Raw genomic sequence first — 26228 nt, forward strand, 5'->3', positions numbered from 1 at the left:
TCTACATCGTGTCGATCTTCAGGTTCGCGATGACCGTACGGGCGATCTCGCGGCCCTGCTCGGTGAAGTGCCCCTTGCCCGGATAGTCGATCCACAACCGGTACATGTCACCGTTGCCGGCCCGGTAGTACAGGACCCGCGCCTCCCGCTGGCGCGGGTCCTGGCTGTCGGTGGTCGTGTACCGGATGGTGTTCTCGGCGGCGTCGTGGTCCTGGAAGCGGGCCTCCTGCGGCCGCCCCTTGGGCGCGGGGTCGTAGGCGACGTCCAGCGAGTACTCGCCGTCCTTGACCAGCTCCCAGTCGGCGTACGCCCTGTCCAACGCGACGCCCGGGATCTCGTTCTCCTTGTCGTCCTTCTTGATGTCCCGGTCGACGTTGATCCGGATCAGCCCGCTCGGGTCGCTGTACTGCGCAAACGTTCCGTCGGTCTCGTCCGGCTCGAACCGGTCCTTCACGAAGTCGCCGGGCACGCCCACGCTCGCGGCGACCTTCGTACCGAGGTCCCGCTGCTTCCAGCCGTCCGGCAGCGGCCCCGCGAAGGGGTCGGCGATCACCACGTAGGCCGTCACCGCCGCCGCCACGCCCAGCACACCGAGCCCGGCGACCGCCGTCGCGACGACCGCCGCGCCGACCCCGGCGAGGGTCTTGGCGCCGATCCTGATGCCCTTGGGCTCCCCCGGCCGGGTCCCGGCGGCCGTCTGGACCACCTGGGTGAGCACGGGCGCCGGCGGGTTCGCGGCTGTCTCCAGCAACTCGCGGACACGGGCGGCGCTCGGACGGCGCGCCGGGTCCTTCTGCAGCAGGCCGTTGATGGCCTCGGCGAGCGGACCGGTGGCCGAGGCGGGCGCCGCGGGCGTGGCGTTGAGCACGGACTGCAGGGTCGCGGGCGTGTTGCTGCGCCGGAAGGGCGACACGCCCTCCGTGGCGGCGTAGAGGACGACGCCGAGCGACCAGAGGTCCGACGCGGGCCCGGGGCGCTGGCCGAGCACGCGCTCGGGGGCGATGTACTCGGGCGAACCGACGAAGCCGCCGGTGTCCGTCAGATTGGTCTCGCCCTCGATCTGGGCGATACCGAAGTCGGTGAGGACGACCCGGTCGTGCCGGCCGAGGAGGACGTTGTCGGGCTTGACGTCCCGGTGCAGGATGCCCGCCGCGTGCGCGGCCTCCAGCGCGCCGAGCACGTCGAGGCCGATTCTCGCCGCGTCACGGGTGCCGAGGGTGCCCTCCTGCAACGCGTCGCCCAGCGAGCGCCCCCGTACCAGCTCCATGACGATCCACGGCCGGTCGTCGACGACCGCCACGTCGTGCACGTTCACGACCGAAGGATGATCGAGCCGGGCCGCCGCGCGGGCCTCGCGGCGCATCCGCTCGTAGGCGTTGGCCCGTTCACGCTCGGGAAGGTGGTCGGGTACGCGGGGCTCCTTGACGGCGACCTCCCGGTCCACCGTCTCGTCCTGCGCCCGCCACACCGTGCCCATACCGCCGTGCCCGAGCTTGGCGAGCAGCCGATAGCGACCGGCGATCAGCCGCCCGGTACCGGGATCCGGCGAGGCGGGCGCGGGTTGCGCGGCGGGCGCGGATTGCGCCGCGTGCGAGGGCGGTACGGGCCGAGCCTCCTGCGCGTGCTGCGGCTGCACCTGCGCCTGCTGGTGTGACTGCGGCTGCGCCTGCGGTTGTGAATGGGCCTGCGGTTGTGACTGCGGCGCCGAGGGCGGCGCGGGCCGGTCCGCGGCCCGGGTCGGCTGCGCGTACGGGTTCCCGGGGTACGACGCGCCCGGCTGCGGCGGTTGCAGTCCGAAACTCGTCGGCTCGTCGGCTCCGTAGCCGGGCCCAGGCCCTGTTCCGTAAGGGGCGCCCCCGTTGCTGCTCATACGTTCATCTGTATCGCGGCAAGCGCTTCGGCAGCCAGCCCCGCCGCTTTCCGGTCACAGACCCGTGACGCAGAACACCACTTATCTCCGCTTTAGTTACGTACGAACGTGTCCACCGCCACGTCGAAGTACTCCTTCGCCTCGCTCACCCTCCCGACCGGCGCCGACACCCACACGTCGTACAGCCGCCCGTCCCGCTCCCAGCACAGGTCGTACGTGTGCCGGGGTCCCTCCGCCGCGCTGAAGCCGTCCCAGGTGAACTCCCAGAGCGCGGCCGGCCGCCCGTCGTGCCTGGTCTCGGTGACCCGGCCGTCGCGGTAACCGGGGTTCGTGGAGGGCCCCTTCGCATGGGCGCGCCGCATCACCCCGGTGGGCCCGCCCTCCCCCGGGTCGTCGACCTTGACGCCGATCCGGACCACCTGCCCCGGCGACATGTAGAAGACCCGTTCCCCCTGCGGCTCCCGGGTGAAGTCGTCCGGCACCGCGAGGCTGAAGCCCCGCTCGTCCCGGGCGAGCCGGTACCCCGAGGGCACGGTCGGCGCGGTGGCCGCCCGGGAGCGTGTCACGGTGGGTGTGGCGTCGCCCGACGGACCGGCTGTGCCGCCGGGCCCCCCGGACCCGCCCGAGGAGCTCGACGCGCCCGGCGTGTGCGGAGTACTCGGCGAGCCGGACTGTCCCGACTCGCCCGCCGACCCCGGCTCCCCCTCGCCTCCCGACTCTCCCGACCCTCCCGAATCCCCGGCCGTGCTCGACACGCCCGGGGTCCGCGGTGCCGAACTGCCGGGCGTGCCGCCCCCACCGCCCCCCTCGCGCATCAGCAGTGCCGCCGCCGAGACGCCGGCCCCGGCCATCGCCGCCACCAGCGCGGCCGCGACGAGCACGCTCCGCGTGGAGTGTGTCGGGCGCCCCTCCCCGGGCCGCTCCCCCGGCGCCGCCGCACCGGGTCCGCCCGGGTCCGAGGGCGACTGTCCGCCCCCGGCGGTCACATCCTGGGCGGCAGCACCTGCGTGCCCCGCGCCACCGGCGGCGGCCGTACGCCACGCGTCCCGGCCCGGACGAGGCACGTCACGCCGCGTCGGGGTGTAACCGTGCGACGCCCTCGGGTTCTTGGTCGTCCGCGGAGTCCGGCCCGTCTCCCGGAACGCCCGCAGCAGCCGCTCGGCCTCCGCCGCGTCGAGCCGCAGGTCCGGATCACGCTCCAGCAGCCCCCGTACGACGGGAAGAAGCGGCGCGGCCTGCGCGGGCGGCCGGATCTCGTCGACGACGACCGCGTGCAGGATCCCGCCCAACGAGTCACGCCGGAACGGCGATTCCCCGCTGAGCACGGCGCACAGCAGCGCGCCCAGCGACCACAGGTCGGACTCCGGGCCGGTGCGGACCCCGGACATCCGCTCCGGGGCGGTGTACTCGGGTGAGCCGACGAAGGACCCGCTCTCGGTGAGCGTGGTCGCGCCTGCCACCTGGGCGATACCGAAGTCGGTGAGGACGACCCGGTCGGTGCCGGTCTCGATCAGGACGTTCGCGGGCTTGAGGTCCCGGTGCAGAACTCCGGCGTCGTGCGCCCGGCGCAACGCGCCCAGCAGGGCGATCCCGATCCGCGCCGCCTCCCGCGCGTCGACGGGCCCTCGCTCCTCGATCCGCTCCGCGAGCGAGCCGCCGTCGATCAACTCCATGACGATATAGGGGCGTTCGTCCTGCTCGACGACGTCGTGCACGACGATGATGTGCGGGTGCCCGAGCCGGGCGACCGCGCGTGCCTCCCGCAGGGTGCGCTCGCGCCGCTCCCGGGACCGCTCCTCGGGGAGCGAGTCGTCCAGGGCGAGCTCCTTGACCGCCACCTGCCGACCGAGGAGCTGGTCGGTGGCGCGCCACACGATCCCCATACCGCCGCGGCCGATCCTGGCCTCCAGCCGGTACCGCCCGGCTATGACACGGACACTCTCCCCCTCGGTCCCCATGCGCCCCATCATGCCGCACCGGACCCGAACCCTCCGGTGCCGCGCGACGGGCTGGCCGACAAGCGCCGCACACACGTCTCACGAGCACCTTGCGAGCGCCGCGCGAAGGCCGAGAGCCGGCGGATTCAGGGAAGGGAAGGGGCACTGGGCCGGAGCGGCCCCGCCCTCGACGCGCTTCCGAGGGCCCGTGCTGGCACCGCCACAGGGACCACGCCGGGCACCTACGCAGAGCCCGCTCCGGCGCTTGCGCGGGCCCCCGCCGCACTTCCGTGGGGCCCTCGTGCGACCCGTCACCATCCGGGGGCTGGTGTTTCCGGGCGCGAGTCTCCGCGTGTCAGGAGGGAGCGCCCCCGGCAGACTCGCTCGGTCGTGCCCGGCGGGTCGGACTCACCGCCCCGTCGGCCGCCAGCTGCGCAGCACCGCGTAGAACTGCTCCTCGGCCGCCTTCCAGTCCCCCGCCGGCGCGGACATGTAGATCGTGTACTCGACGCCGTCCCGGGAGAGGTACATCTGCTCGATCGCCCGGCGCGGCCCGGGGAACTCCGCGTCCTTCGCCGACGCGGTCCACATGAAGTCCCACAGCGCGCCCGGCCGGTCGCGGAAGATGTTCTCCTCCAGGCGCACCTGCCGGTACTCCGACCGCGTCCGCACCTGCTCCTCCAGGTCGAGCTGGTGGTGGTACGGGCTGTCGAAGTCCGGCGAGTCGTCCACGGCAACGCGGAGGAAGTGCTCACCGCCGTCGGGCGTGTAGTCGATCTGCGAGCCCTCGACCTGCCGCTTCCACCCCTTGGGCAGCGCGAGGCTGAAACCCTCCGGGTCCTCGACCCGCTCCCACCCCTCGGGCACCCCGTCGGCCGACTGGTCCCCGTCCTCCGACCCGCCCGAACCGTCCGATCCGGCAGAGGTGCCGCTCCCGGCCCACCATCCGTCCGCGTACTGCAGGGCGACGGCCCCGCCGCCACCGGCCAGCACGGCCAGCGCCAGCACGAGCGCGACCGTACGGCCCCGACGGCGCCGCTTCCCGCTGGAGGCGACGGGCGCCCCGGCGGAACCCGGCTGATAGACCCCCGCGACCGGGGCCCCGGGGCCTCCAAAGCCACCGGACCCGTCGCCCCAGCCGACCTGGGCCCCGGTGGTGTACTCCCGCGCGGGCGCACCGTGCGCGCCCAGCCCGCCCCCACCATTCGTTCCACTCGCCCCATGAACGTGCGCGCGCCCCGAGCCCTCATCCCCGGCAGCCGCACCCCCCGTCTGCTCCCGATGCTCCCGAGTCGCCAGATACGCCTGCGCCTCCCGGGGCCGCCGCCCCTCCGCCGCCTCGGCGAGCATCTGCTCGGCCTCGTCGGGGCCGGGCCGTACGGCCGGGTCCTTGCACAGCAGCGCGGCGATGACGGGCCCCAACGCCCCGGCGCCCGCCGGTTCCTCGGCCTCCTCGCTCACCACGGCCTGCATCGTGGTGAGCGGAGTGGTGCGCCGGAACGGCGACTTGCCCTCCACCGCCGTGTACAGGGTGGCGCCCAGGGACCACAGGTCGGAGGCGGGTCCGGGCTCCTGCCCGCGCACCCGCTCGGGGGCGATGTAGTCGACGGAACCGACGATCTCCCCGGTGCGGGTGATGGTGGTGTCGCCCTCGACCTGCGCGATACCGAAGTCGGTCAGCATGACCCGGCCGTCCTCGGCGAGCAGCACGTTCCCCGGCTTCACGTCGCGGTGCAGCACACCGGCGCGGTGGGCGGCCCGCAGCGCGCGCAGCACCCACACACCGATCCGCGCCGCTTCGCGCGCCTCCACCCTGCCCCGGTCCCGCACGGCGTCGGCCAGCGAGACACCCTCGACCAACTCCATGACGATCCACGGCCGGTTGTCGTGCTCCAGCACGTCGTGCACGGTGACGACTGCCGAGTGGTTGATCCGCGCCGCCGCGCGTGCCTCGGCCCGGGTCCGTCGCAACAGGATGGCCTGCTCGCTCTCCGAGACGTAGAGCGCGGCCGTCAACTCCTTGACCGCGACAGCCCGGTGCAGCACCTCATCGTGCGCACGCCAGACCCGTCCCATGCCACCGCTGCCGATGGTGTCGACGAGCCGGTAGCGCCCCGCGAGGAGCTGGCCCTGCATCTGATTCACGTTGCCCCGCAATGCTCTTGACAGGGTCAGAGTAGGGAGCGGCCCACGGCCCGGGGAACCGGCCGGGCCGCACAGAGACCGCACTGTGACGGTTCTCGCTTCCGCGAACGGAGCGCAACCTTCCGCCACCTTGCCGAACAGCGACCTCACCGAACTCAGCCGGTCGTCTTGTATGTGTCCGCTCAGCCGCTCGCCTTGTACGTTGCCGCTCAGCCGGTCGCCTTGTACGTGGCCGCCGCCTGCTCGTACAGCCGGGTCACCTCGTCCCGCTCCGCCTCCGGCCCGCGCACCTGCACCACGTGGTACCGCCCGTCGAGCAGGATCGCCAGGTTCCGTACGAAGACACCGCGCCCCTCGGCGTCCTGCCAGGTGAACTGCCCCTCGGCCGAGGTCACCCCGCCCACCTCGACCAGCCGCATACCGGTGGAGGTGGCCCAGGTCGAGTCACGGAAGGGCTGCAACTCGCGCTCGTCCTCCCGCTGGTACTTCAGCGGATCGCTGCCGTACGTCGACGTGCTGTCCCGCCCGGGGACGACGATCAGCTCGAAGCCGCCCTGGGAGTAGACGATCTGGCCGCGCCCGTTCTTGCCGGCGCGGTCCCAGCCGGTGGCGACGGCGACGTGGAACCCCTCGGGGTCCTTGCGCAGCGTGAACCCCTGGGCGACCTCGGGGTCACCGGTCTGCGTCTGCGTGGACCCGGACGACTCCGAGGGTGAGGGGCTCGCGTCGCTCCGGCCCTCCTCACCTCCGTCGGGCGAACTCGAGTTCTGACCGGGCCGGGAGTCACCGCTCGCCTCCGGCGCCGAACTCGGCTGCCCGACACTGTCCGTACGGCTGCCGGGGTCACTGCCCTGACTGCTCGGCGTGGCCTTCGGCATGAACACCATGGCGTACGTGATGGCGGCGGCCAGCGCGAGCAGTATCAGCAGGAGCAGGTTCCGGCCCAGCTTGCGGGGCTGGGGCCGCCTGTCCTGGCGGGTGCGCTTGTGGCGGGCGTGCGCGCTGGTCGCGGGCAGCCCGGCCCGTCGTCTGCGGACGAGTTCGCCGCGCCGCCGTACGATCGGCAGCCGGCTCGCGTCGACGGGCGGGGCGGGCACCACGTGCGTACCGGCCTCGGGTTCGGGCGCCGACCGCACCAGAGAGCGCAGCCAGCCGCGCAGTTCCTCGAAGTCCAGCCGCTCGGTGGGGTCCTGCCGCAGCAGCGACTCCACGACCGGCCGCAGCGGTCCGCACTCCTCGGCGAACGCGGGCGGCTCGGCGCACACCATCTGCACCAGCTCGGCGGTGTTCTCCTCCGGGTACGGCGCGTGTCCCTGAACGGCCCGGAACAGCAGCGCGCCGAGCGCCCACAGGTCCGTGGCCGGTCCGATCGGCGCGGCCAACTGCCAGTTCTCATGCACCGGTCCGGCCTGCTCCGGCGCCCATCGCTCCGTGACCGGCCCCACCACGGCCATCCGCGCCTGCCGCGCGCGCTCGGCGGCGAGCGCGGTCGCGGGGCCTCGCCTAGGCGCGGTTCCGGCCCCGGCACCGCCCCACGGAACGGCATCCGTCACACCCACGGGAACCGGCGCGCCGGGCACGGCGTCGGAGTTGGCCCCGCCGACCGTCGCCCCGCCGACCGACCCACCACCGTACGGCGCGTCGCTGGGAGCCCCGCCGCCGTACGACGCCTCACCGGCCGCGCCTCCACCGGAGCCGTCGAGGCCGCCAGAGCCGCCGGGGCCACCGGACGTGCCGTGGGTGCCGCGAATGCCGCTGTCGTGCGTCCCGCCCGCGCCCGCGCCGGGCGTGGTCGTCCCGCCGCGCGGCAGGGCGCCGTGCCAGGCGCTCGTGGCGCCGCCGTTCGCGAGGACGCCGTAGGGGTCGGCGATCTGGTGGAGCGGCACCGGGCGCGTCGCCGCGCCGGACGTCGGGCCGCTGTCCGGTCCTGCCGCGGGCGCCCGGTCCTGCGGCGCCGGCCGCTGGGCGGGCAACCCCGTGCCCGGCCCGCCGCGTTGGTCGTCCTGCACCCGGGCCGCGGCCCGCGCACCAGCCCGGTACGCCGCGATGGCACCCGCCCGCGCCGCGCGCGCGTCCCCGCCGGCCTCCAGCGCGCGCTGCCCTCCGGAGGGATCCGCCCCCGGGGCCGCACTCCCAGCCGCCCGCGCCTCTATCGCGGCCCGCCGAGCGGCCTCGGGATCCTCGACCGCGCCCCCGGGGACCCCGCCCCGGGCACCGCCGAACGTACCGCCGCCGCTCGCGGGCAGCGCACCGCCACGGGCCCCGGGAACACCACCGGGCGGCACCGGGCCACGCCCGACGTCCGCCACACCTCCGGGCGGCACCGGGCCACGCCGTGCGTCCCGCACCCCGCCGGGCGGCACCGGGACCTGTCGTGGCCCCTGTCCCGCACCGGACCCGGCGGGCGCTCCCGCGCCACCGCCGGGTGCCGGGGGCGGCCTGTCCTCGTACTCCCGTGCGGGCACCGGGTCGTACCCGCACAGCGCCTCTTCCGCCGCCCCGGCGGCCAGCCCGGTCAGCATCACCCGGCCGTCGTCGCAGACCAGCACCGTGCGGGCGGTGATGTTCCGGTGGACCCAGCCGTGCGCGTGCAGCGCCCGCAGCGCGGTGAGCACGTCGGCGGCGACCTCGGCCGCGCGGTACGGCGTCAGCGGCTGCTCGGCGAGGAGCGCCTCCAGCGTGCGGGCGGACACCAGTTCGCTCACTATCCACAACGAGCCGCCCTCGGCGAACACGTCGAAGACCTGGTCGAGCCGGGGATGGTCGGGGATCTGCGCGGCGGCCTGCGCGGCCTCGATGGCCCGCCGTACGGCGGGGTCGGCGGACCCACGCGCGGCCCGTCCGGCGCCCCGGCGCGCCCCGCCGTCCCGCGCGACGAACCCCTCGGGCAGACCGTCCGAGTCGAGCACCTCGGCCTCGACCACCTCGGGCAGCGGCACCTGCCGGACCAGGACTTCCTGCCCGCTGTAGGTGTCGAAGGCGCGTATCTCGGCGGCGAGTTCGTACTCGTCGGAGGGCGGCAGCGGCAGGCGATAGCGGTCGGCGAGCACCCGCCCCGCGTATGCGTCCACAATGCCCTCCCCCGACCGCCCGGTTGGTCAATTCCGCTCGCCCAGCGACCCGTTCCGTGCTGGATGCGTACGATCCGCAGCCCTTCACGATACGTGCCGGAGGCAACTCACATTGACTCGATGCGATATCTCGTTCGTCTCGAATGCGCTCGAACGCATCCGATCTTCCCCGGAAGACCCGTCGCCGAACTCACCCGGCGGGCACAACTCCCGAAGCTGAGCTCATACGGAGCCGCCTCGCCCCGCCCCGCGCACCCGCACGCCCCCGTACGGCACCCCGAACCAAGGCACGGGCCCGCACAGCACCCTCACCCTCAACACACCGGCGCACAACACCCACCGCCACGCGCCCCCACACACCGGGCGCGAAGCCCTACGCCTTCGGCTCGAACGTCTTCGTGAACGTCCGCCAGGTGTCCTTGCGCAGCTCACCGCTCCACTTCGCGGCCTTCGCGGTGTACATCAACGCGTATCCCTGCTGCGAGTCGACGACGAACCCCCGGTCGATCGAACGGTTCTTCGTCCCGCTCTCCATGTAGGTGAACTCCCAGTCGGCCGCGTTCCAGCCCCGGTAGTCCACCGACTCTATTCGGATCCGCTTGTACTGCGAACGCGTCATGTAGCGCTCCTGGTTCTTCCAGTCCGCGACCGGGTCGCTCTTCGGCGTGGACGTCCACCCGACGAGCAGACGCTGGCCGTCGGGGCCGGAGAACCGGGCACCCGCGTTGTCCGTGGACTGGTACTTCCACCCGTCGGGCAGCCCGATCGAGAACCCCTGAGCGCTCTTGTACGTCTCGGCCGCGATGTCGCCCGAGCCGGAGCCGTCACCGCTTCCGGCGCCGTTCGACCCGCCCGAAGGGCTCGGCGAACTGCCGCCCGCTCCACCCGACCCGGTGGCCTCCTCCGTCGTCTCCCCGTCGGGGCTGGGGTCGGACCCCTTCTCCTTGCCGGTGTCCTCGTCCGTGCCCTTGTCCGCGTCCTTGCCGTCGGCGTCGCTCCCCGACGCCGACCCGCTGGACGCGGCCGCCTTGGTGTCGGCACCCTTGCTGCCGGTCGAACTGCCGTCGTCCCCACCGAGGGTGAGCACCAGGACGGTTCCGAGGACGGCGAGGGCCACGGCCACGGCGATGACCGCCAGCGTCCGCCGCGACACCACGTCCGTGATCGGCGCCCTGGGCACCGGCCGCGGCGGCAGATCCGGCGGCGTCATCTCGGGCCACCCCGAAGTCCGCCCCGTCGACACGGAGTTCCCCGGGCCCGCGCCCTGACCGATTCCGCCGGCCCGGGGGCCGGGCACCGCGGACGCCGGCTTGTCCGCCTGCGCCGCGCCCCCGCCCTTCGTCGCGCTGTCGGCCCCGGACGACACCCCGACGGAAGCAGACCGCGTCGTCACGGCCGCCGAGGCCGAGGACTTCGGACCGCCCCCACCGGAAACCGCGCCGGAGGCCCCTCCCGAAGTCCCACCGGAGGTACCCCGCGCGGCGCCGACGCCGGTGCCGGCTCCGCCGGCCGCTGCCCCACCGGCGGCCCCGGCCGCAGCCGCGGCCGGCCCCTTCCGCATGGACCACCGGGGCGCCCGAACCCGCTCGTCCGCACCGCCCTTGGCCCCGGCCCCACCGGAACCGCCCTTCTTCGCGCGCTCCTCCGGAGCCGGCGGCAACGGCACGACCCGGGTGGCGTCCACCGGATCGACGTCCTTCGGGTCGGGCGCGTGGATCACGCTGTTGAGCATGGCCCGTGCGCCGGCGTCGTCGAGACGTCGCTCGGGGTCCTTGGTGAGCAGGCCGAAGATGACGTCCTTGAGGGCCCCGGCGCGCTTCGGCTGCGGCACCGGCTCGGTCATCACCGCGGTCAGTGTCGCTATGGCGGAACCCTTGTCGTAGGGCGGCACCCCCTCGACCGCCGCGTAGAGCAGACCGCCGAGCGACCACAGGTCGGCGGCGGGCCCGGGCTTGTGCCCGCGCGCCCGCTCCGGCGAGATGTAGGAGGGAGCGCCCACGAGCATGCCGGTCGAGGTGATGGAGGGGTCGCCCTCGACCTGGGCGATACCGAAGTCGGTGAGGACGACCCGGCCGTCGTGCTTGTCGATGAGCACGTTGGACGGCTTCACGTCCCGGTGCAGGATGCCCTCGCGGTGCGCGGCGCGCAGCACGTCGAGGATGGCGAGCCCCACCTCGGCGGCGCGCCTCGGTTCGAGGACGCCGTCCTCCCGGATGACCTCGGCGAGCGACTTGCCCTCGACGAGCTCCATGACGATCCACGGCCGGTCGTCCTCATGGACGACGTCGAACACCGTCACCGCGGCGTTGTTCCGGATCCGCGCGATCGCCTTGGCCTCGCGCAGCGTGCGTGTGATGAGCCGCCGTTTCTCGTCCTCGTCGATGCTCGACGGGAACCTCAGCTCCTTGACGGCGACCGTACGGCCCAACGTCTCGTCCATGGCACGCCACACCGTGCCCATGCCGCCGCGACCGAGCACCCCTCCCAGCCGGTACCGCCCGGCGAGGAGACGTGCGTCCTTGTCCTGACGGGATTCCCCAGCCCGCTCCGCCTCCGACATGCGTCCCCTCATACAACCCGCCCTGACAGAGCCTCCATTGTCACCCACCCGCCAACGGCCCCACGCCCAGGGCCCCCCTCAACCGGCCACCCCACCTCCAAGACCCTCACCACACCCGCCCACACTTCACCACCGGGGCCCCGTTTCTGAGCCCGGCCCAGAAACGGACCAGCCCGTGTCCGGCTACAGCGGCACGATGTCCGGCGCCCCCAACCGCGCCGCGTCCGCCGTCAGGTCGTCCGGCTGCCGCTGCGACTCCCGCTCCGCCTCCACCCTCTTCTCGTAGTGCTGAACCTCCCGCTCGATCTGGTCCTTGTCCCACCCGAGCACCGGAGCCATCAGCTCCGCCGCCTCCCGCGCACTGCGCGTCCCCCGGTCGAACGTCTCGATCGAGATCCGCGTCCGCCGCGTGAGCACGTCGTCGAGATGCCGCGCCCCCTCGTGCGAGGCCGCGTACACCACCTCGGCCCGCAGATAGTCGTCGGCCGCCCGCAGCGGCTCCCCCAGCGAAGGATCGGAGGCGATCAGTTCGAGCACCTCCTCGGTGGCCGACCCGTACCGGTTCAGCAGATGTTCCACCCGCACCACGTGCAGCCCGGTGCTCGCCGCGATCCGCGCCCGCGCGTTCCACAACGCCCGGTACCCCTCGGCGCCCAGCAGCGGCACGTCCTCGGTGACACACTCCGCGACCCGCTGGTCGAGCCCGTGCACGGCCGCGTCCACCGCGTCCTTGGCCATGACCCGGTACGTCGTGTACTTGCCCCCGGCCACCACGACCAGCCCCGGCACCGGATGCGCCACGATGTGCTCACGAGAGAGCTTGCTGGTGGCGTCCGACTCCCCCGCGAGCAAGGGCCGCAGTCCGGCATACACCCCCTGGACGTCGTCCCGCGTCAGCGGCACCGCCAGGACCGAGTTCACATGCTCCAGCAGATAGTCGATGTCCGCGCTGGAGGCCGCCGGATGCGCCTTGTCGAGGTCCCAGTCGGTGTCCGTGGTGCCCACGATCCAGTGCCGACCCCAGGGGATGACGAACAGCACGGACTTCTCGGTCCGCAGGATCAGCCCGGTCGTGGAGTGGATCCGGTCCTTCGGTACGACCAGATGGATGCCCTTGGAGGCCCGTACGTGGAACTGTCCGCGCTCGCCCACCATCGCCTGGGTGTCGTCGGTCCACACCCCGGTCGCGTTGACGACCTGTCGGGCGCGGACCTCGTACTCCCCGCCGCCCTCGACGTCCTGCACCCTGGCCCCGACGACCCGCTCGCCCTCCCGCAGGAACCCGGTCACCCGCGCGCGGTTGGCGACCTTCGCCCCGTACGACGCGGCCGTGCGCACCATGGTGGCGACGTACCGGGCGTCGTCCATCTGGGCGTCGTAGTACTGCAAGGCACCGACCAGCGCGTCCTTCTTCAAGCAGGGGGCGATCCGCAGGGCGTGGCGACGGGTCAGGTGACGATGGATCGGCAGCCCTCGCCCGTGCGCGCGCGCCATGGACATCCCGTCGTACAGCGCGACGCCCGAGCCCGCGTACCACCGCTCCCAGCCCTTGTGCTGCAGGGGATAGAGGAAGGGCACGGGCTTCACGAGGTGGGGGGCCAGCCGCTCCAGCAGCAGCCCCCGCTCCTTGAGGGCCTCCCGGACGAGGGCGAAGTCGAGCATCTCCAGATAGCGCAGACCGCCGTGGATCAGTTTGCTGGACCGGCTGGAGGTGCCCGATGCCCAGTCACGCGCCTCGACCAGACCCGTGGACAGACCGCGGGTCACGGCGTCCAGGGCCGTGCCCGCACCGACCACGCCACCACCCACGACCAGTACGTCCAGCTCGTGCTCGGCCATACCCGCCAGTGACTCGGCGCGTTGCGCCGGCCCCAGTGCCGCTGTCCTCACCGCTGCCTCCCGCTGTCCGTCGCGTCGGCCTCATCCGTCCGTGCCCGTCGGCGAGACCCAGCTCTTTCGTCCCTCTCGCATCCCCTGCCCAAAATTCTGACCGCGTTGCCCGACTTCGGCCACCACCGGCCCCCAGCCTGTGGATAACTCCGCAGGACGCGCACAGAAAAACAACTCCCCAATCCCGCATATCGGTCATATTTCCGCCTAATGTGACATTGCGCTCGCTCATCCAGACCACCGGGCTTGCGCGTCTGTCCCGCTTCGGTTACTGGGAAGGACGGCCCCGCCATGCCCGCAGATCTCGCCGTGATCGGACTCGGCCAGTTGGGGCTGCCGCTGGCCCAGGCCGCCGTGGCCGCCGGCATCGCCACGCTCGGTTACCGCACCGGCCCCGACTCCGGCTCCCTCACCCCCGGCGAGCTCCGCCGCATGCTGGCCCGCGGCTTCAAGCCCACCACCAGCCCCGCCGAACTCGGCCGCGTCCGTACGGCCGTCATCTGCGCCCCCGCCCCACTCGGCGCCGACGGCTCGCTCGACCTCACCCAGGTCGAGGAGGCCGCCCGCACGCTGGCCGCCCGGCTGCGCCCCCACACCACGGTCATCCTGGAGTCCCCGGTCCCCCCGGGCACCACCGGGGATCTCCTGCGCCCCCTCCTCGAAGAGGGCTCGGGCCTCCGCGCGGGCCGCGACTTCCACCTCGCCTACTCCCCGGCCCGCGTCGACCCGGGCAACCGCGCCTACGGCCCGGCCAACATCCCCAAGGTGATCGGCGGCCTCACCCCCGCCTGCACGGAATCGGCGGCGGCGTTCTACGGCCGCCTCACCGACAAGGTGGTACGCGCGCGCGGCCTGCGCGAGGCGGAGACGGTCCACCTCCTGGAGACCAACTACCGCCACGTCAACATCGCCCTGGTCAACGAGATGGCCGCCCTCTGCCACGACCTGAACGTCGACCTCTGGGACGTCATCCGCTGCGCCGAGACGAAACCCTTCGGCTTCCAGGCGTTCCGCCCCGGCCCCGGCGTCGGCGGCCACGCGCTCCCCCAGGACCTCGCGGGCCACGCCCCCCGCTCCCTCCGCATGGTCGAACTGGCCCAGCGCGTCAACCACCGCATGCCCCAGTACGTCGTCCAGCGCGCCGCCACGCTCCTCAACGAGCACGGCAAGTCGGCCCGGGGCGCCCGCGTCCTCCTCCTCGGCGTCACCTACAAGCCCGACGTCCCCGACCAACAGGGCACCCCCGCCGACGAGATCGCCCGCCGCCTCATCGAACTCGGCGCCCACGTCAGCTACCACGACCCGCACGTCCCCACCTGGAGCGTCCTCGACCGCCCCATCCCCCGCGCCGACTCCCTCTACGAGGCCACCGCCGACGCCGACCTGACGATCCTCCTCCAGCAACACCGCACCTACGACCTCCAGGGCCTGTCGGTGAAGGCCCAGCTCCTGCTGGACACGCGGGGGGCCACACCCACGGGGGCGGCGCACAGGTTGTGAGAGGGGGCGCACGACACAGCCCTGACTTCCGGGGCCGCTGGCAGCCGCCCGCCTCCACCGGTACCGTACGGAAACAGGTGGAGCCCGCCGCAGGTGGGACTGCGACGAGCTCCTGGATGGTTCACGGAGTGTCCGCCCCTAGCTTGCGTGGGGGCGGCCGCTCACCATCCGAAAATCCGCAAGATCCACCTCCTCCGGCACTTCACCATCCGCAGACGGATCCGGTCCCAGCGAGTGGGCTTGCGGTGACGTCCCATGGGCGCCCCCTTCCACGACACCGCCCAGTGCCCGGTGGACGGTCCGTCGGAATCGGGCCGGGCCCCGAGGGCGGGGTCCGGATCGTGTCCTTGGAAGGGGGCTCCCAGCCAAGCTGGGGCGCCGGACACGAACGCTATCGCCCGGCTACGCCCGTTCGGCCCACATTCGTCCCCAACACACCCGCGCGCCCCCACCCCACAACTCACGCCCCCACCACCCCACTTGGGCAGACAAAAGGGCCCGGTCACCCCAAGGCAACCGAGCCCCGAACCCCGCTCAAGCCGAGCGCAGCGTCATGTCACCGCATGTGCGGCGAATCCGCCACCGTCACCTCGACCCGCTGGAACTCCTTGAGCTCGCTGTACCCGGTCGTGGCCATCGCCCGCCGCAGCGCGCCGAAGAGGTTCATGGAGCCGTCGGGCGTGTGGGACGGCCCCGTGAGGACCTCCTCGATCGTCCCCACAGTCCCCAGGTCGACCTTCATGCCACGCGGCAGCTCCTCGTTCACCGCCTCCATGCCCCAGTGGTTGCCCTTGCCGGGCGCGTCCGTCGCGCGGGCCAGCGGTGAGCCCATCATCACCGCGTCCGCGCCGCAGGCGATCGCCTTGGGGATGTCGCCGGACCAGCCGACACCGCCGTCCGCGATGACGTGCACGTACCGGCCGCCGGACTCGTCCATGTAGTCCCGGCGCGCGGCGGCGACGTCGGCCACCGCCGTCGCCATCGGGACCCGGATGCCGAGCACGTTGCGCGTGGTGTGCGCGGCGCCGCCGCCGAAGCCGACGAGGACGCCGGCCGCGCCGGTGCGCATCAGGTGCAGGGCGGCCGTGTAGGTGGCGCAGCCGCCGACGATCACGGGGACGTCCAGCTCGTAGATGAACTGCTTCAGGTTCAGCGGCTCGTGCGAACCGGAGACATGCTCCGCCGACACGGTCGTGCCGCGGATGACGAAGATGTCGACGCCCGCGTCCACGACGGCCTTGGAGAACTGGGCGGTGCGCTGCGGGGAGAGCGCGGCGGCGGTCACGACGCCGGAGTCGCGCACCTCCTTGATGCGCTGCCCGATCAGCTCCTCCTTGATGGGAGCGGCGTAGATCTCCTGGAGGCGACGGGTCGCGGCCTCGACGGGCAGGTCGGTGATCTCGTCGAGCAGCGGCTGCGGGTCCTCGTACCGGGTCCAGAGCCCTTCGAGGTTGAGGACGCCGAGGCCGCCCAGCTCGCCGATGCGGATCGCGGTGGCCGGGGAGACGACCGAGTCCATGGGGGCGGCCAGGAACGGCAGCTCGAAGCGGTAGGCGTCGATCTGCCAGGCGATCGAGACCTCCTTCGGGTCCCGCGTACGGCGGCTGGGGACGACGGCGATGTCGTCGAAGGCGTACGCCCGGCGGCCGCGCTTGCCGCGCCCGATCTCGATCTCAGTCACGTCTGTGGCCTTTCCCTGATGCGTTCAGCGTCTACCAGTATCGCCGACGGGCACGCCGAGGGCGGTTCCGGAGTGTCCGGAACCGCCCTGGAGCGTCGTGCCGTTTCTGCTTGCGTTCTACTTGCGGCTGTAGTTCGGCGCCTCGACGGTCATCTGGATGTCGTGCGGGTGGCTCTCCTTGAGCCCCGCGGAGGTGATCCGGACGAACCGGCCGTTGGCCTGGAGGTCCGGGACGGTGCGGCCGCCGACGTAGAACATCGACTGGCGCAGGCCGCCGACCAGCTGGTGGACGACCGAGGAGAGCGGGCCGCGGTAGGGCACCTGGCCCTCGATGCCCTCGGGGACGAGCTGCTCGTCGGAGGCGACGCCCTCCTGGAAGTAGCGGTCCTTGGAGAACGACTTGCGGTCGCCGCGCGACTGCATGGCGCCCAGCGAACCCATGCCCCGGTAGGACTTGAACTGCTTGCCGTTGATGAAGAGCAGCTCGCCCGGCGACTCGGCGCAGCCCGCGAGCAGCGAGCCGAGCATCACGGTGTCGGCGCCCGCGACCAGGGCCTTGGCGATGTCGCCGGAGTACTGCAGGCCACCGTCGCCGATGACCGGGATGCCGGCCTCCTTGGCGGCGAGGGATGCCTCGTAGATGGCGGTGACCTGCGGGACGCCGATGCCGGCGACGACCCGGGTCGTACAGATGGAGCCGGGGCCGACGCCGACCTTGATGCCGTCCACGCCGGAGTCGATCAGGGCCTGGGCGCCGTCACGCGTGGCGATGTTGCCGCCGATGACGTCGACGCCGGAGGAGTTCGACTTGATCTTGGCGACCATGTCGCCGACCAGGCGGGAGTGGCCGTGGGCGGTGTCGACGACGATGAAGTCGACGCCGTTCTCGATGAGGGCCTGGGCGCGTTCGAAGGCGTCGCCGGCGACACCGACGGCCGCGCCGACGAGGAGGCGGCCCTCGCCGTCCTTCGCCGCGTGCGGGTACTTCTCGGCCTTGACGAAGTCCTTGACCGTGATGAGGCCCTTGAGGATGCCCGCGTCGTCGACCAGCGGCAGCTTCTCGATCTTGTGCTTGCGCAGCAGCTCCATGGCCTCGACGCCGGTGATGCCGACCTTGCCGGTGACCAGCGGCATCGGCGTCATGACCTCGCGGACCCGCTGCGAACGGTCGGTCTCGAAGGCCATGTCGCGGTTGGTGACGATGCCGAGCAGCTTCTTGTTGCCGTCGGTCACCGGGACGCCGCTGATGCGGAACTTGGCGCAGAGCGCGTCGGCCTCGGCGAGCGTGGCGTCCGGGTGCACGGTGATCGGGTCGGCGACCATGCCGGACTCGGAGCGCTTCACCAGGTCGACCTGGTTGGCCTGGTCCTCGATGGACAGGTTGCGGTGCAGCACGCCCACGCCGCCCTGACGGGCCATGGCGATCGCCATGCGGGACTCGGTGACCTTGTCCATCGCGGCCGAGAGCAGCGGGATGTTCACCCGCACGTTCTTGGAGACGTACGAGGCGGTGTCGATCTCGTCGGGTGCCATGTCCGACGCGCCGGGCAGCAGCAGCACGTCGTCGTAGGTCAGCCCGAGCGTCGCGAATTTATCGGGCACTCCGTCGACGTTGGCAGTCATGACACCTTCCCCAAATGGCCTTGATCGGTGCGGATGTCCATGCTAACGGGAAGCGCGGGGCACACATTCCACGGTACGAAGTACCGCCGGGCTTCGTATGTTCGTACGGAAAAGGCGCCCCGCCTGTTCACGCGGGGCGCCCCCCGGGGTCCGTGCGAGGGCGGCTACTGCTCCGCCAGCGCCCGGAGTCTGCTCAGGGCCCGGTGCTGGGCCACCCGGACCGCACCCGGTGACATCCCCAGCATCTGTCCGGTCTCCTCGGCCGTGAGCCCCACCGCGATCCTCAGCAGCAGCAGCTCCCGCTGGTTCTCGGGGAGGTTGGCCAGAAGCTTCTTGGCCCACTCGGCGTCACTGCTGAGCAGGGCGCGCTCCTCGGGGCCGAGGGAGTCGTCGGGGCGCTCCGGCATCTCGTCCGAGGGGACGGCCGTCGATCCGGGGTGGCGCATCGCGGCCCGCTGGAGGTCGGCGACCTTGTGGCCGGCGATGGCGAAGACGAACGCCTCGAACGGCCTTCCGGTGTCCTTGTAGCGCGGCAGCGCGAGGAGGACGGCGACACAGACCTCCTGTGCCAGGTCCTCCACGAAGTGCCGCGCGTCGCCCGGCAGCCGGGACAGACGGGTGCGGCAGTAGCGCAGCGCCAAGGGGTGGACATGGGCGAGCAGATCATGCGTGGCCTGCTCGTCCCCGTCGACCGCGCGATGCACGAGCGCACCGATCACTGTCGTCTCGTCGTCGCGCATCGGTCCATGGTGCCTTGCGGCCGTCCGGTCCGTGGCGCCACGTCCATGGTTGTGCACCGAAGCGTTATGAGCAGGCGCGCCGGAACTCATCTCCTGCGCCCTCCCCTCCCGCTCGTTCGACTGCTCCCCTAGGGACTCCACACCTCAAGGATGCGGCATCCGCGGCGAAACGAGCAGCGGGCACCCGGCGGATCGTCTCGTCACCCCCGCCGGCCGTGCGGCAGGCGGGGCTCCTCCCTCGTGGGGGACCACCCCCGGCACGGTCCACTCAGCGGACCAGACCCCAGCGGAAGCCGAGCGCCACCGCGTGCGCGCGGTCCGAGGCGCCGAGCTTCTTGAACAGGCGCCGGGCATGGGTCTTGACCGTGTCCTCGGAGAGGAACAGTTCGCGACCGATCTCGGCGTTGGAGCGGCCGTGGCTCATGCCCTCCAGGACCTGGATCTCCCGCGCGGTGAGCGTCGGCGCGGCCCCCATCTCGGCGGAGCGCAGCCGGCGCGGGGCGAGCCGCCAGGTCGGGTCGGCGAGGGCCTGCGTCACCGTGGCGCGCAGCTCCGCGCGGGAGGCGTCCTTGTGCAGATAGCCCCGTGCGCCGGCGGCGACCGCGAGGGCCACGCCGTCCAGGTCCTCGGCGACGGTCAGCATGATGATGCGCGCCCCGGGGTCGGCGGACAGCAGCCGCCGTACGGTCTCGACGCCGCCCAGACCGGGCATGCGTACGTCCATCAGAATCAGGTCCGAGCGGTCGGCCCCCCAGCGGCGGAGGACTTCCTCGCCGTTGGCCGCCGTGGTCACGCGCTCGACGCCGGGCACGGTCGCCACCGCGCGGCGCAGCGCCTCTCGGGCAAGCGGGGAGTCGTCGCAGACGAGGACGGATGTCATGGCCGCCCTCCGCAGCTGATGCGCGTCACCTTGAGCCTCCAGGCTGGTACGAAATCGTCACCTGTGCGGTCGACACTCACGAGCGGACACGAACGCCTGCCCGAGCGCTTGTTCTTTCAACCGCCTCCGCCCGTCTCAACGACGGTCACTCGAAAGAGTTACGGGATGGCTGGTCACCTTCGGCACTCTACGTGAGGGGGTGGACACGATGCAGACATGCGCGACGGACCCTCAACGTTTCATCACAACCTATGCCCCATTCAGACGTTTTTGTTCCCATTTATTGGTGTCTGAGGCTAGATTCGCAATGAGTCATATTTTCATCTCCTTAGATAGTCGATGTACGGTCGTGGGCACCATCTCCTCCCAGAACGGCAACAAGGGGACACGCAATGGCAGATTTCTCCCGCCTTCCCGGACCGAACGCTGATCTGTGGGACTGGCAGCTCCTCGCGGCCTGCCGTGGGGTCGACAGCTCGCTCTTCTTCCATCCCGAAGGAGAACGCGGTGCGGCACGGAGCGCTCGTGAGAACTCGGCCAAAGAGGTCTGCATGCGATGCCCGGTACGCGCGCAGTGCGCGGCCCACGCCCTGGCGGTGCGCGAGCCGTACGGCGTGTGGGGCGGGCTGACCGAGGACGAGCGCGAGGAGCTCATGGGCAGGGCCCGGCACCGGCTGGTGACGGCGTCCGCGTCCGGGAGCGACAGCGGTTCGGATACCTGAAAGAACGTTTCTTCAGCGCATGGCGCTAGCGCGCGGCCGCTCCGGCCAGCCGGTCCAGCGTCGCCGCGACCGTGGGCACGAGGGCCAGGTCCGGCAGGGTGAGCGCCACGATCTCCCGGTGCACCACCGGCTCGACCGACACCGTGCGCACCCCCTTGGGGCGTACGGACTCCACGGCCAGCTCCGGCAGCACGGCCACGCCCAGCCCCGCGCCCACCAGTCCGACCACCGCCGGGTAGTCGTCGGTCGCGAAGTCGATACGGGGCGTGAAGCCCGCGCTCTCGCAGACCCGGACCAGTTGCCCCCGGCAGCGCGGGCAGCCGGCGATCCAGGATTCCCCGGCGAGTTCGCCGATGCCGATGGAGCGCGCCCGGGCCAGCCGGTGCCCGTGCGGGACGAGCCCGACGAGTCGATCGGTGAGCAGGGGGCGCACGACCAGGTCGTCCCACTCCCCCTCCTCTGTTCCCAGGGCGCCCTCGTAGCGGAAGGCGAGCGCGATGTCGCAGTCGCCGTCGCGCAGCATCTCGACCGACCGCGGCGGCTCGGCCTCCTCCAGGGAGACCCGGGTTCCGGGGTGATCGGCGCGCAGGGCCGCCAGGGCTGTGGGCACCAGGGTGGAGCTGCCGCTGGGAAAGGAGACCAGGCGGACCCGTCCGGCGCGCAGCCCGGCGATGGCGGCGACCTCCTCCTCCGCAGCGGTGAGCCCGGCGAGGATGCCGGCCGCGTGCCGTACCAGCGCCTCGCCCGCCTGGGTCAGCCGCATCTCCCGGCCGGTGCGGACCAGCAGCGGGGTGCCGACAGAGGCTTCGAGCGCCTTCATCTGCTGGCTGACGGCGGGCTGGGTGCAGCCGAGTTCCCGGCCGGCGGCGGAGAAGGAGCCGGTGGTGGCGACGGCGCGCAGGACGCGGAGATGACGGGCCTCGATCACGCGGTCGAGCATAAGCGGGGCTTGGACCGCGTGCCGGATATTGCGTCGACGCTTTGACCGTGCGCGCCTACGGTGCCGGTATGAAGCTTCTATCACTGAATGTGGGCCGGGCCAGAGCCGTCGACGTCGTGAAGGAGTCGAAGAGGGTCTCGGGCATCGACAAGCGGCCGGTGGACGGGCCGGTGCGGGTGGCGACGCCCGGACCGAAGGGGGTCGGCGCCAGCGGCGTGGCCGGGGACGCGGTGTGCAACACCCGGCATCACGGCGGCGACGACCAAGCGGTCTACGCCTTCGCCCGGGAGGACCTGGACGGCTGGGAGCGCGAACTGGGCCGCACCCTGCCCAGCGGGGTGTTCGGCGAGAACCTCACCACTCAGGGCCTCGACGTCTCCGGCGCCCTCATCGGCGAACGCTGGCGGATCGGCTCCGAGGTGGTCCTGGAGGTCACCTCCGGTCGCGTCCCCTGTCTCAACTTCCAGCGCCACCTGGGCGAACGGGGCTGGGTCAAGCGCTTCACGCGCCAGGGCGCGCCCGGAGCGTATCTGCGGGTGATCCGGCCGGGCGAGATCAGCCCGGGCGATCCGATCGAGATCGTCCACCGGCCCGACCACGATGTCACCGTGGCGCTCGTCTTCCGCGCCATGATGGATCAACACTCCCTGCTGCCGAGGCTGTTGGCGGCGGACGAGGCCTTGCATCCGGAAGTGCTGGAGATCGCGCGGAAGTACGTGGCGGCGCAGGGGTGACGGGTCGGGGCAGGGCGGGGTGCCGGTGAAGGTGCCACGGCGATGCGGGGGTTCACCGAGGTGTCGGCGAAGTCGCTGGTGAACGTGCGGTGGAGCAATCGGACCCGCGCGGTCGCGGTCACTACGCTTGGGCCATGACAACGGCTCTGATTACGGGATCGACCGCGGGAATCGGTGCCGCCTTCGCGCGGCGGCTGGCGGCGGACGGGCACGACCTGGTGCTGGTGGCGCGGGACACCAAGCGGCTGCGGGAGCAGGCGACCGAGCTGCACGACCGGCACGGCATCGAGGCGGAGGTGCTGACGGCGGACCTCGCGGAGGACGACGGCATCGAGACGGTGGCGCGGCGGCTGGCGGACCGCAAGAACCCGGTCGACCTGCTGATCAACAACGCCGGCTTCGGCAACAAGGGTCGTTACCTCGACGTCGCCATGGCCGACGAGCTGCGGATGCTCAAGGTCCACTGCGAGGCGGTCCTGCGTCTGACCTCGGCGGCCACCGAGGCCATGCGCGAGCGCGGCCGGGGCGGTGTGGTGAACGTGGCGTCGGTGGCGGCCTTCGTGCCGCGCGGCACGTACGGGGCGTCGAAGGCGTGGGTCGTGCAGTTCACGCAGGGTGCAGCGCGTGATCTGGCCGGGACCGGGGTGCGGCTGATGGCCCTCTGCCCCGGCTTCGTCCGGACCGAGTTCCACGAGCGGGCCGGCATGGGCACCGACAGCATCCCCTCCTGGATGTGGCTCGACGCCGACAAGCTCGTCACCGCCGCGCTCGCCGATCTCTCCCGCGGCAGGTCCGTCTCCATCCCGGACCCCCGCTACAAGGCGCTGATGGGTGTGGTGAAGGTGGTGCCGCGCGGGCTGCTGGGCGGGATCAGCTCGAAGACGGGACGGAAGTACGGGCCGCAGTAGCCGTCCCCCGGACGGCCCGGCGGGTGGGGGCGGCGGCCCGGCGCGACAATGGAGCTGTTCATCCGGACCCAGGGGGGTCGGAGGCGGTGTGTCATGACATTCGTGCAGCTCATCGACTGCAGGACCAGCAGGTTCGACGAGATGAACCGGCTGATGGACACCTGGGTGGAGCAGACCAAGGGGAAGCGGACCGCGACGCACAGTGTGATCGGGAAGGACCGTTCGGACGGCTCGCACTTCGTGGAGATCGTGGAGTTCCCCTCGTACGAGGAGGCGATGCGGAACTCCGGGCTGCCGGAGACGGAGCGGATCTTCCAGGAGATGGTGGCGCTGTGCGACGAGATGCCCACGTTCACCGATCTGGACGTGGTGCGCGACGAGCAGTTGTACGCGGCGAACGCGCGCAGGTTCTTCGAGACGATCGGGACCGAGGGCGAACTGCCGCCGCTCGACGATCTGTTGGTCGAGGACTACCACGACCACGATCCGGCCAACCCGCAGGACGCCATCGGCATGGACGCGGTCAGGCGCGAGGTCGGCATGTGGCGGGCCGCCTTCGACTTCTCGTTCGCGATCGGTGACCAGATCGCGCAGGGTGACCAGGTGTGCACGCGCTGGACGTGGAACGGCACGCACCAGGGCGACTTCCTCGGGATCGCGGCCACCGGGCGGGAGGTCACCATGACCGGCACGACGATCCATCGCTTCTCGCCGGACGGGAAGATCGTCGAGGGCTGGTGGCAGTACGACCGGCTCGGGCTGATGGGGCAGCTGGGCGCGCTCGACGCGCTGGAGCGGTAGGCGGCGCCGGAAGCGGTGGGCGAGAGCGGGGACATGGGAACGGCCCGGCACCCCGAGGGGTGCCGGGCCTTCGCCTACGGCTTGCCGACGTCGTACGTCAGTGGGCGTGGCCGTGGCCGCCGTGGCCCGCGTCGGCCGGCTCCTCTTCCTTCTTCTCGACGACCAGGGTCTCGGTCGTCAGGAGGAGGGAGGCGATGGAGGCGGCGTTCTCCAGGGCGGAGCGGGTGACCTTGACCGGGTCGATGACGCCGGCCTTGACCAGGTCGCCGTACTCGCCGGTGGCGGCGTTGAAGCCCTGGCCCTTGTCGAGCTCGGCGACCTTGGAGGTGATGACGTAGCCCTCCAGGCCGGCGTTCTCGGCGATCCAGCGCAGCGGCTCGACGGCGGCCTTGCGGACGACCGCGACACCCGTGGCCTCGTCGCCGGTCTTGCCGAGGTTGCCCTCCAGGACCTTCACGGCGTGGACGAGCGCGGAGCCACCACCGGAGACGATGCCCTCCTCGACCGCGGCGCGGGTCGCGGAGATGGCGTCCTCCAGACGGTGCTTCTTCTCCTTCAGCTCCACCTCGGTGGCGGCGCCGACCTTGATGACGCACACGCCGCCGGCCAGCTTCGCGAGACGCTCCTGGAGCTTCTCGCGGTCCCAGTCGGAGTCCGTGTTCTCGATCTCGGCCTTGATCTGGGCGACGCGGCCCTGGACCGCACCGGAGTCACCGGCGCCGTCGACGATCGTGGTGTCGTCCTTGGTGACGGTGACGCGGCGGGCGGAGCCGAGCACGTCGAGACCGACCTGGTCGAGCTTGAGGCCGACCTCCTCGGAGATGACCTCGGCGCCGGTCAGCGTCGCCATGTCCTGCAGCATCGCCTTGCGACGGTCGCCGAAGCCGGGGGCCTTGACGGCGACCGCGTTGAAGGTGCCGCGGATCTTGTTGACGACCAGGGTCGACAGGGCCTCGCCCTCGACGTCCTCGGCGATGATCAGCAGCGGCTTGGAGGCGTTGGCCTGGATGACCTTCTCCAGCAGCGGCAGCAGGTCGGCGATGGCGCCGATCTTGCCCTGGTGGATGAGGATGTACGGGTCGTCGAGGACGGCCTCCATACGCTCCTGGTCGGTGACGAAGTACGGCGAGAGGTAGCCCTTGTCGAAGGCCATGCCCTCGGTGAAGTCCAGCTCCAGACCGAAGGTGTTGGACTCCTCGACGGTGATGACACCGTCCTTGCCGACCTTGTCCATCGCCTCGGCGATGAGCTCGCCGACCTGCTGGTCCTGGGCGGACAGACCGGCGACGGCGGCGATGTCGGACTTCTCGTCGATCGGACGGGCGGTCGCGAGGAGTTCCTCGGACACGGCCTTGACCGCGGCGTCGATGCCCTTCTTCAGGGCGGCCGGGGAGGCACCGGCGGCGACGTTCTTCAGGCCCTCGCGCACCAGCGCCTGGGCGAGCACGGTGGCGGTGGTGGTGCCGTCACCCGCGATGTCGTTGGTCTTGGTCGCCACCTCCTTCACCAGCTGGGCGCCGAGGTTCTCGTACGGGTCCTCGACCTCGACCTCGCGGGCGATCGTCACACCGTCGTTGGTGATGGTGGGGGCGCCGAACTTCTTGTCGATGACGACGTTGCGGCCCTTGGGGCCGATCGTCACCTTGACCGTGTCGGCAAGCTTGTTGACGCCGCGCTCGAGGGCGCGACGGGCGTCCTCGTCGAACTTCAGGATCTTCGCCATGGGAGCGGTTCAGCCCTCTCGGAAAACGTGGGTGAAACGAACTGCGCCCCCGACGCCCGGCTTGTTAGTGGTCGCGGGGGCCAAGGGCGCAGCTCAAAAGCAAGGTGCTTCGGTGAGGAAGCGGGTGAAGCAGGTGAAGCGGGTGAACTACTTCTCGACGATCGCGAGCACGTCGCGAGCCGAGAGGACGAGGTACTCCTCGCCGTTGTACTTCACCTCGGTGCCGCCGTACTTGCTGTACAGCACGATGTCGCCGACGGAGACGTCGAGCGGCAGGCGCTGGCCGTCCTCGAAGCGGCCCGGACCGACGGCGAGGACGACGCCCTCCTGGGGCTTCTCCTTCGCGGTGTCCGGGATGACCAGGCCAGAGGCGGTGGTCTGCTCGGCGTCGAGCGGCTGGACCACGATGCGGTCCTCGAGCGGCTTGATGGCAACCTTGGAGCTGGTGGTCGTCACGATCCGACCTCCCCCTTCGGAGATCTCACGGGGTTAACTGTCTGAGG

Annotated in this window: 18 protein-coding genes; 5 read left to right on the top strand and 13 right to left on the bottom strand. The window is 71.9% G+C overall.

Annotated features, from left to right (window positions below):
- Nucleotide 1: 1 nt before the first annotated feature.
- The 6 genes from P8T65_RS17385 to P8T65_RS17410 all read right to left on the bottom strand — a co-directional run bounded on the left by P8T65_RS17385 (nucleotide 2) and on the right by P8T65_RS17410 (nucleotide 13473).
- Nucleotides 2-1870 (bottom strand): protein kinase domain-containing protein, encoded by a 1869-nt coding sequence (locus tag P8T65_RS17385; RefSeq protein ID WP_316726243.1) that lies wholly within the window; start codon nucleotides 1868-1870, stop codon nucleotides 2-4.
- Between the two features lie 92 nt (nucleotides 1871-1962).
- Entirely contained in the window at nucleotides 1963-3828 is a 1866-nt protein-coding gene (locus tag P8T65_RS17390; protein ID WP_316726244.1) for a serine/threonine-protein kinase, read from the bottom strand.
- Nucleotides 3829-4215: 387 nt separating this feature from the next.
- Nucleotides 4216-5943 (bottom strand): serine/threonine-protein kinase, encoded by a 1728-nt coding sequence (locus P8T65_RS17395; RefSeq protein ID WP_316726245.1) that lies wholly within the window; start codon nucleotides 5941-5943, stop codon nucleotides 4216-4218.
- A 218-nt stretch (nucleotides 5944-6161) separates the two neighbouring features.
- The gene (locus P8T65_RS17400; protein WP_316726246.1) at nucleotides 6162-9023 is read right to left on the bottom strand and encodes a protein kinase; all 2862 of its coding nucleotides are present in this window, start codon (nucleotides 9021-9023) and stop codon (nucleotides 6162-6164) included.
- Nucleotides 9024-9396: 373 nt separating this feature from the next.
- Nucleotides 9397-11583 carry a serine/threonine-protein kinase gene (locus P8T65_RS17405; protein ID WP_316726247.1) on the bottom strand — a complete coding sequence of 729 codons (2187 nt, stop codon included), beginning with the start codon at nucleotides 11581-11583 and terminating at the stop codon, nucleotides 9397-9399.
- A 183-nt stretch (nucleotides 11584-11766) separates the two neighbouring features.
- A complete protein-coding gene (locus P8T65_RS17410) occupies nucleotides 11767-13473 on the bottom strand; it encodes a glycerol-3-phosphate dehydrogenase/oxidase (protein WP_316726248.1) in 1707 nt (568 codons plus the stop codon).
- Between the two features lie 291 nt (nucleotides 13474-13764).
- Here P8T65_RS17410 and P8T65_RS17415 point away from each other — a divergent pair, with 291 nt between their 5' ends.
- The gene (locus tag P8T65_RS17415; protein ID WP_215448572.1) at nucleotides 13765-14973 is read left to right on the top strand and encodes a nucleotide sugar dehydrogenase; all 1209 of its coding nucleotides are present in this window, start codon (nucleotides 13765-13767) and stop codon (nucleotides 14971-14973) included.
- Between the two features lie 556 nt (nucleotides 14974-15529).
- Here P8T65_RS17415 and P8T65_RS17420 read toward each other — a convergent pair.
- From P8T65_RS17420 to P8T65_RS17435, 4 genes are all read right to left on the bottom strand, one after another.
- Nucleotides 15530-16654: a GuaB3 family IMP dehydrogenase-related protein gene (locus tag P8T65_RS17420; protein ID WP_316726249.1), complete on the bottom strand. Its 1125-nt coding sequence runs from the start codon at nucleotides 16652-16654 to the stop codon at nucleotides 15530-15532.
- A gap of 117 nt (nucleotides 16655-16771) precedes the next feature.
- The gene (gene guaB, locus P8T65_RS17425) at nucleotides 16772-18277 is read right to left on the bottom strand and encodes an IMP dehydrogenase (protein WP_316726250.1); all 1506 of its coding nucleotides are present in this window, start codon (nucleotides 18275-18277) and stop codon (nucleotides 16772-16774) included.
- Between the two features lie 164 nt (nucleotides 18278-18441).
- Nucleotides 18442-19017 carry a sigma-70 family RNA polymerase sigma factor gene (locus P8T65_RS17430; protein WP_005481141.1) on the bottom strand — a complete coding sequence of 192 codons (576 nt, stop codon included), beginning with the start codon at nucleotides 19015-19017 and terminating at the stop codon, nucleotides 18442-18444.
- A 268-nt stretch (nucleotides 19018-19285) separates the two neighbouring features.
- Nucleotides 19286-19897 (bottom strand): response regulator transcription factor, encoded by a 612-nt coding sequence (locus P8T65_RS17435; protein ID WP_003948568.1) that lies wholly within the window; start codon nucleotides 19895-19897, stop codon nucleotides 19286-19288.
- A 392-nt stretch (nucleotides 19898-20289) separates the two neighbouring features.
- Between P8T65_RS17435 and P8T65_RS17440 the strand changes: the two genes are divergently transcribed.
- The gene (locus P8T65_RS17440; protein WP_184904558.1) at nucleotides 20290-20619 is read left to right on the top strand and encodes a WhiB family transcriptional regulator; all 330 of its coding nucleotides are present in this window, start codon (nucleotides 20290-20292) and stop codon (nucleotides 20617-20619) included.
- 25 nt (nucleotides 20620-20644) lie between these two features.
- On the opposite strand, the gene P8T65_RS17445 is transcribed toward P8T65_RS17440, so the two are convergent.
- Entirely contained in the window at nucleotides 20645-21547 is a 903-nt protein-coding gene (locus tag P8T65_RS17445; RefSeq protein ID WP_316726251.1) for a LysR family transcriptional regulator, read from the bottom strand.
- Between the two features lie 80 nt (nucleotides 21548-21627).
- Between P8T65_RS17445 and P8T65_RS17450 the strand changes: the two genes are divergently transcribed.
- The 3 genes from P8T65_RS17450 (at nucleotide 21628) to P8T65_RS17460 (ending at nucleotide 24002) form a co-directional block, all read left to right on the top strand.
- The gene (locus P8T65_RS17450; protein ID WP_316726252.1) at nucleotides 21628-22293 is read left to right on the top strand and encodes an MOSC domain-containing protein; all 666 of its coding nucleotides are present in this window, start codon (nucleotides 21628-21630) and stop codon (nucleotides 22291-22293) included.
- A gap of 134 nt (nucleotides 22294-22427) precedes the next feature.
- Nucleotides 22428-23201 carry an SDR family oxidoreductase gene (locus P8T65_RS17455; RefSeq protein WP_316726253.1) on the top strand — a complete coding sequence of 258 codons (774 nt, stop codon included), beginning with the start codon at nucleotides 22428-22430 and terminating at the stop codon, nucleotides 23199-23201.
- A gap of 93 nt (nucleotides 23202-23294) precedes the next feature.
- A complete protein-coding gene (locus tag P8T65_RS17460; protein WP_316726254.1) occupies nucleotides 23295-24002 on the top strand; it encodes an ester cyclase in 708 nt (235 codons plus the stop codon).
- Nucleotides 24003-24099: 97 nt separating this feature from the next.
- Here the strand turns inward: P8T65_RS17460 and groL are convergent, their stop codons facing one another.
- Both groL and groES read right to left on the bottom strand, forming a co-directional pair.
- Nucleotides 24100-25725 (bottom strand): chaperonin GroEL, encoded by a 1626-nt coding sequence (groL, locus tag P8T65_RS17465; protein WP_184904568.1) that lies wholly within the window; start codon nucleotides 25723-25725, stop codon nucleotides 24100-24102.
- A 147-nt stretch (nucleotides 25726-25872) separates the two neighbouring features.
- Entirely contained in the window at nucleotides 25873-26181 is a 309-nt protein-coding gene (gene groES / locus P8T65_RS17470; RefSeq protein WP_033527131.1) for a co-chaperone GroES, read from the bottom strand.
- Between the last annotated feature and the right edge of the window lie 47 nt (nucleotides 26182-26228).

The sequence above is a fragment of the Streptomyces sp. 11x1 genome (assembly GCF_032598905.1).
In the GTDB taxonomy this organism is placed as follows: domain Bacteria; phylum Actinomycetota; class Actinomycetes; order Streptomycetales; family Streptomycetaceae; genus Streptomyces.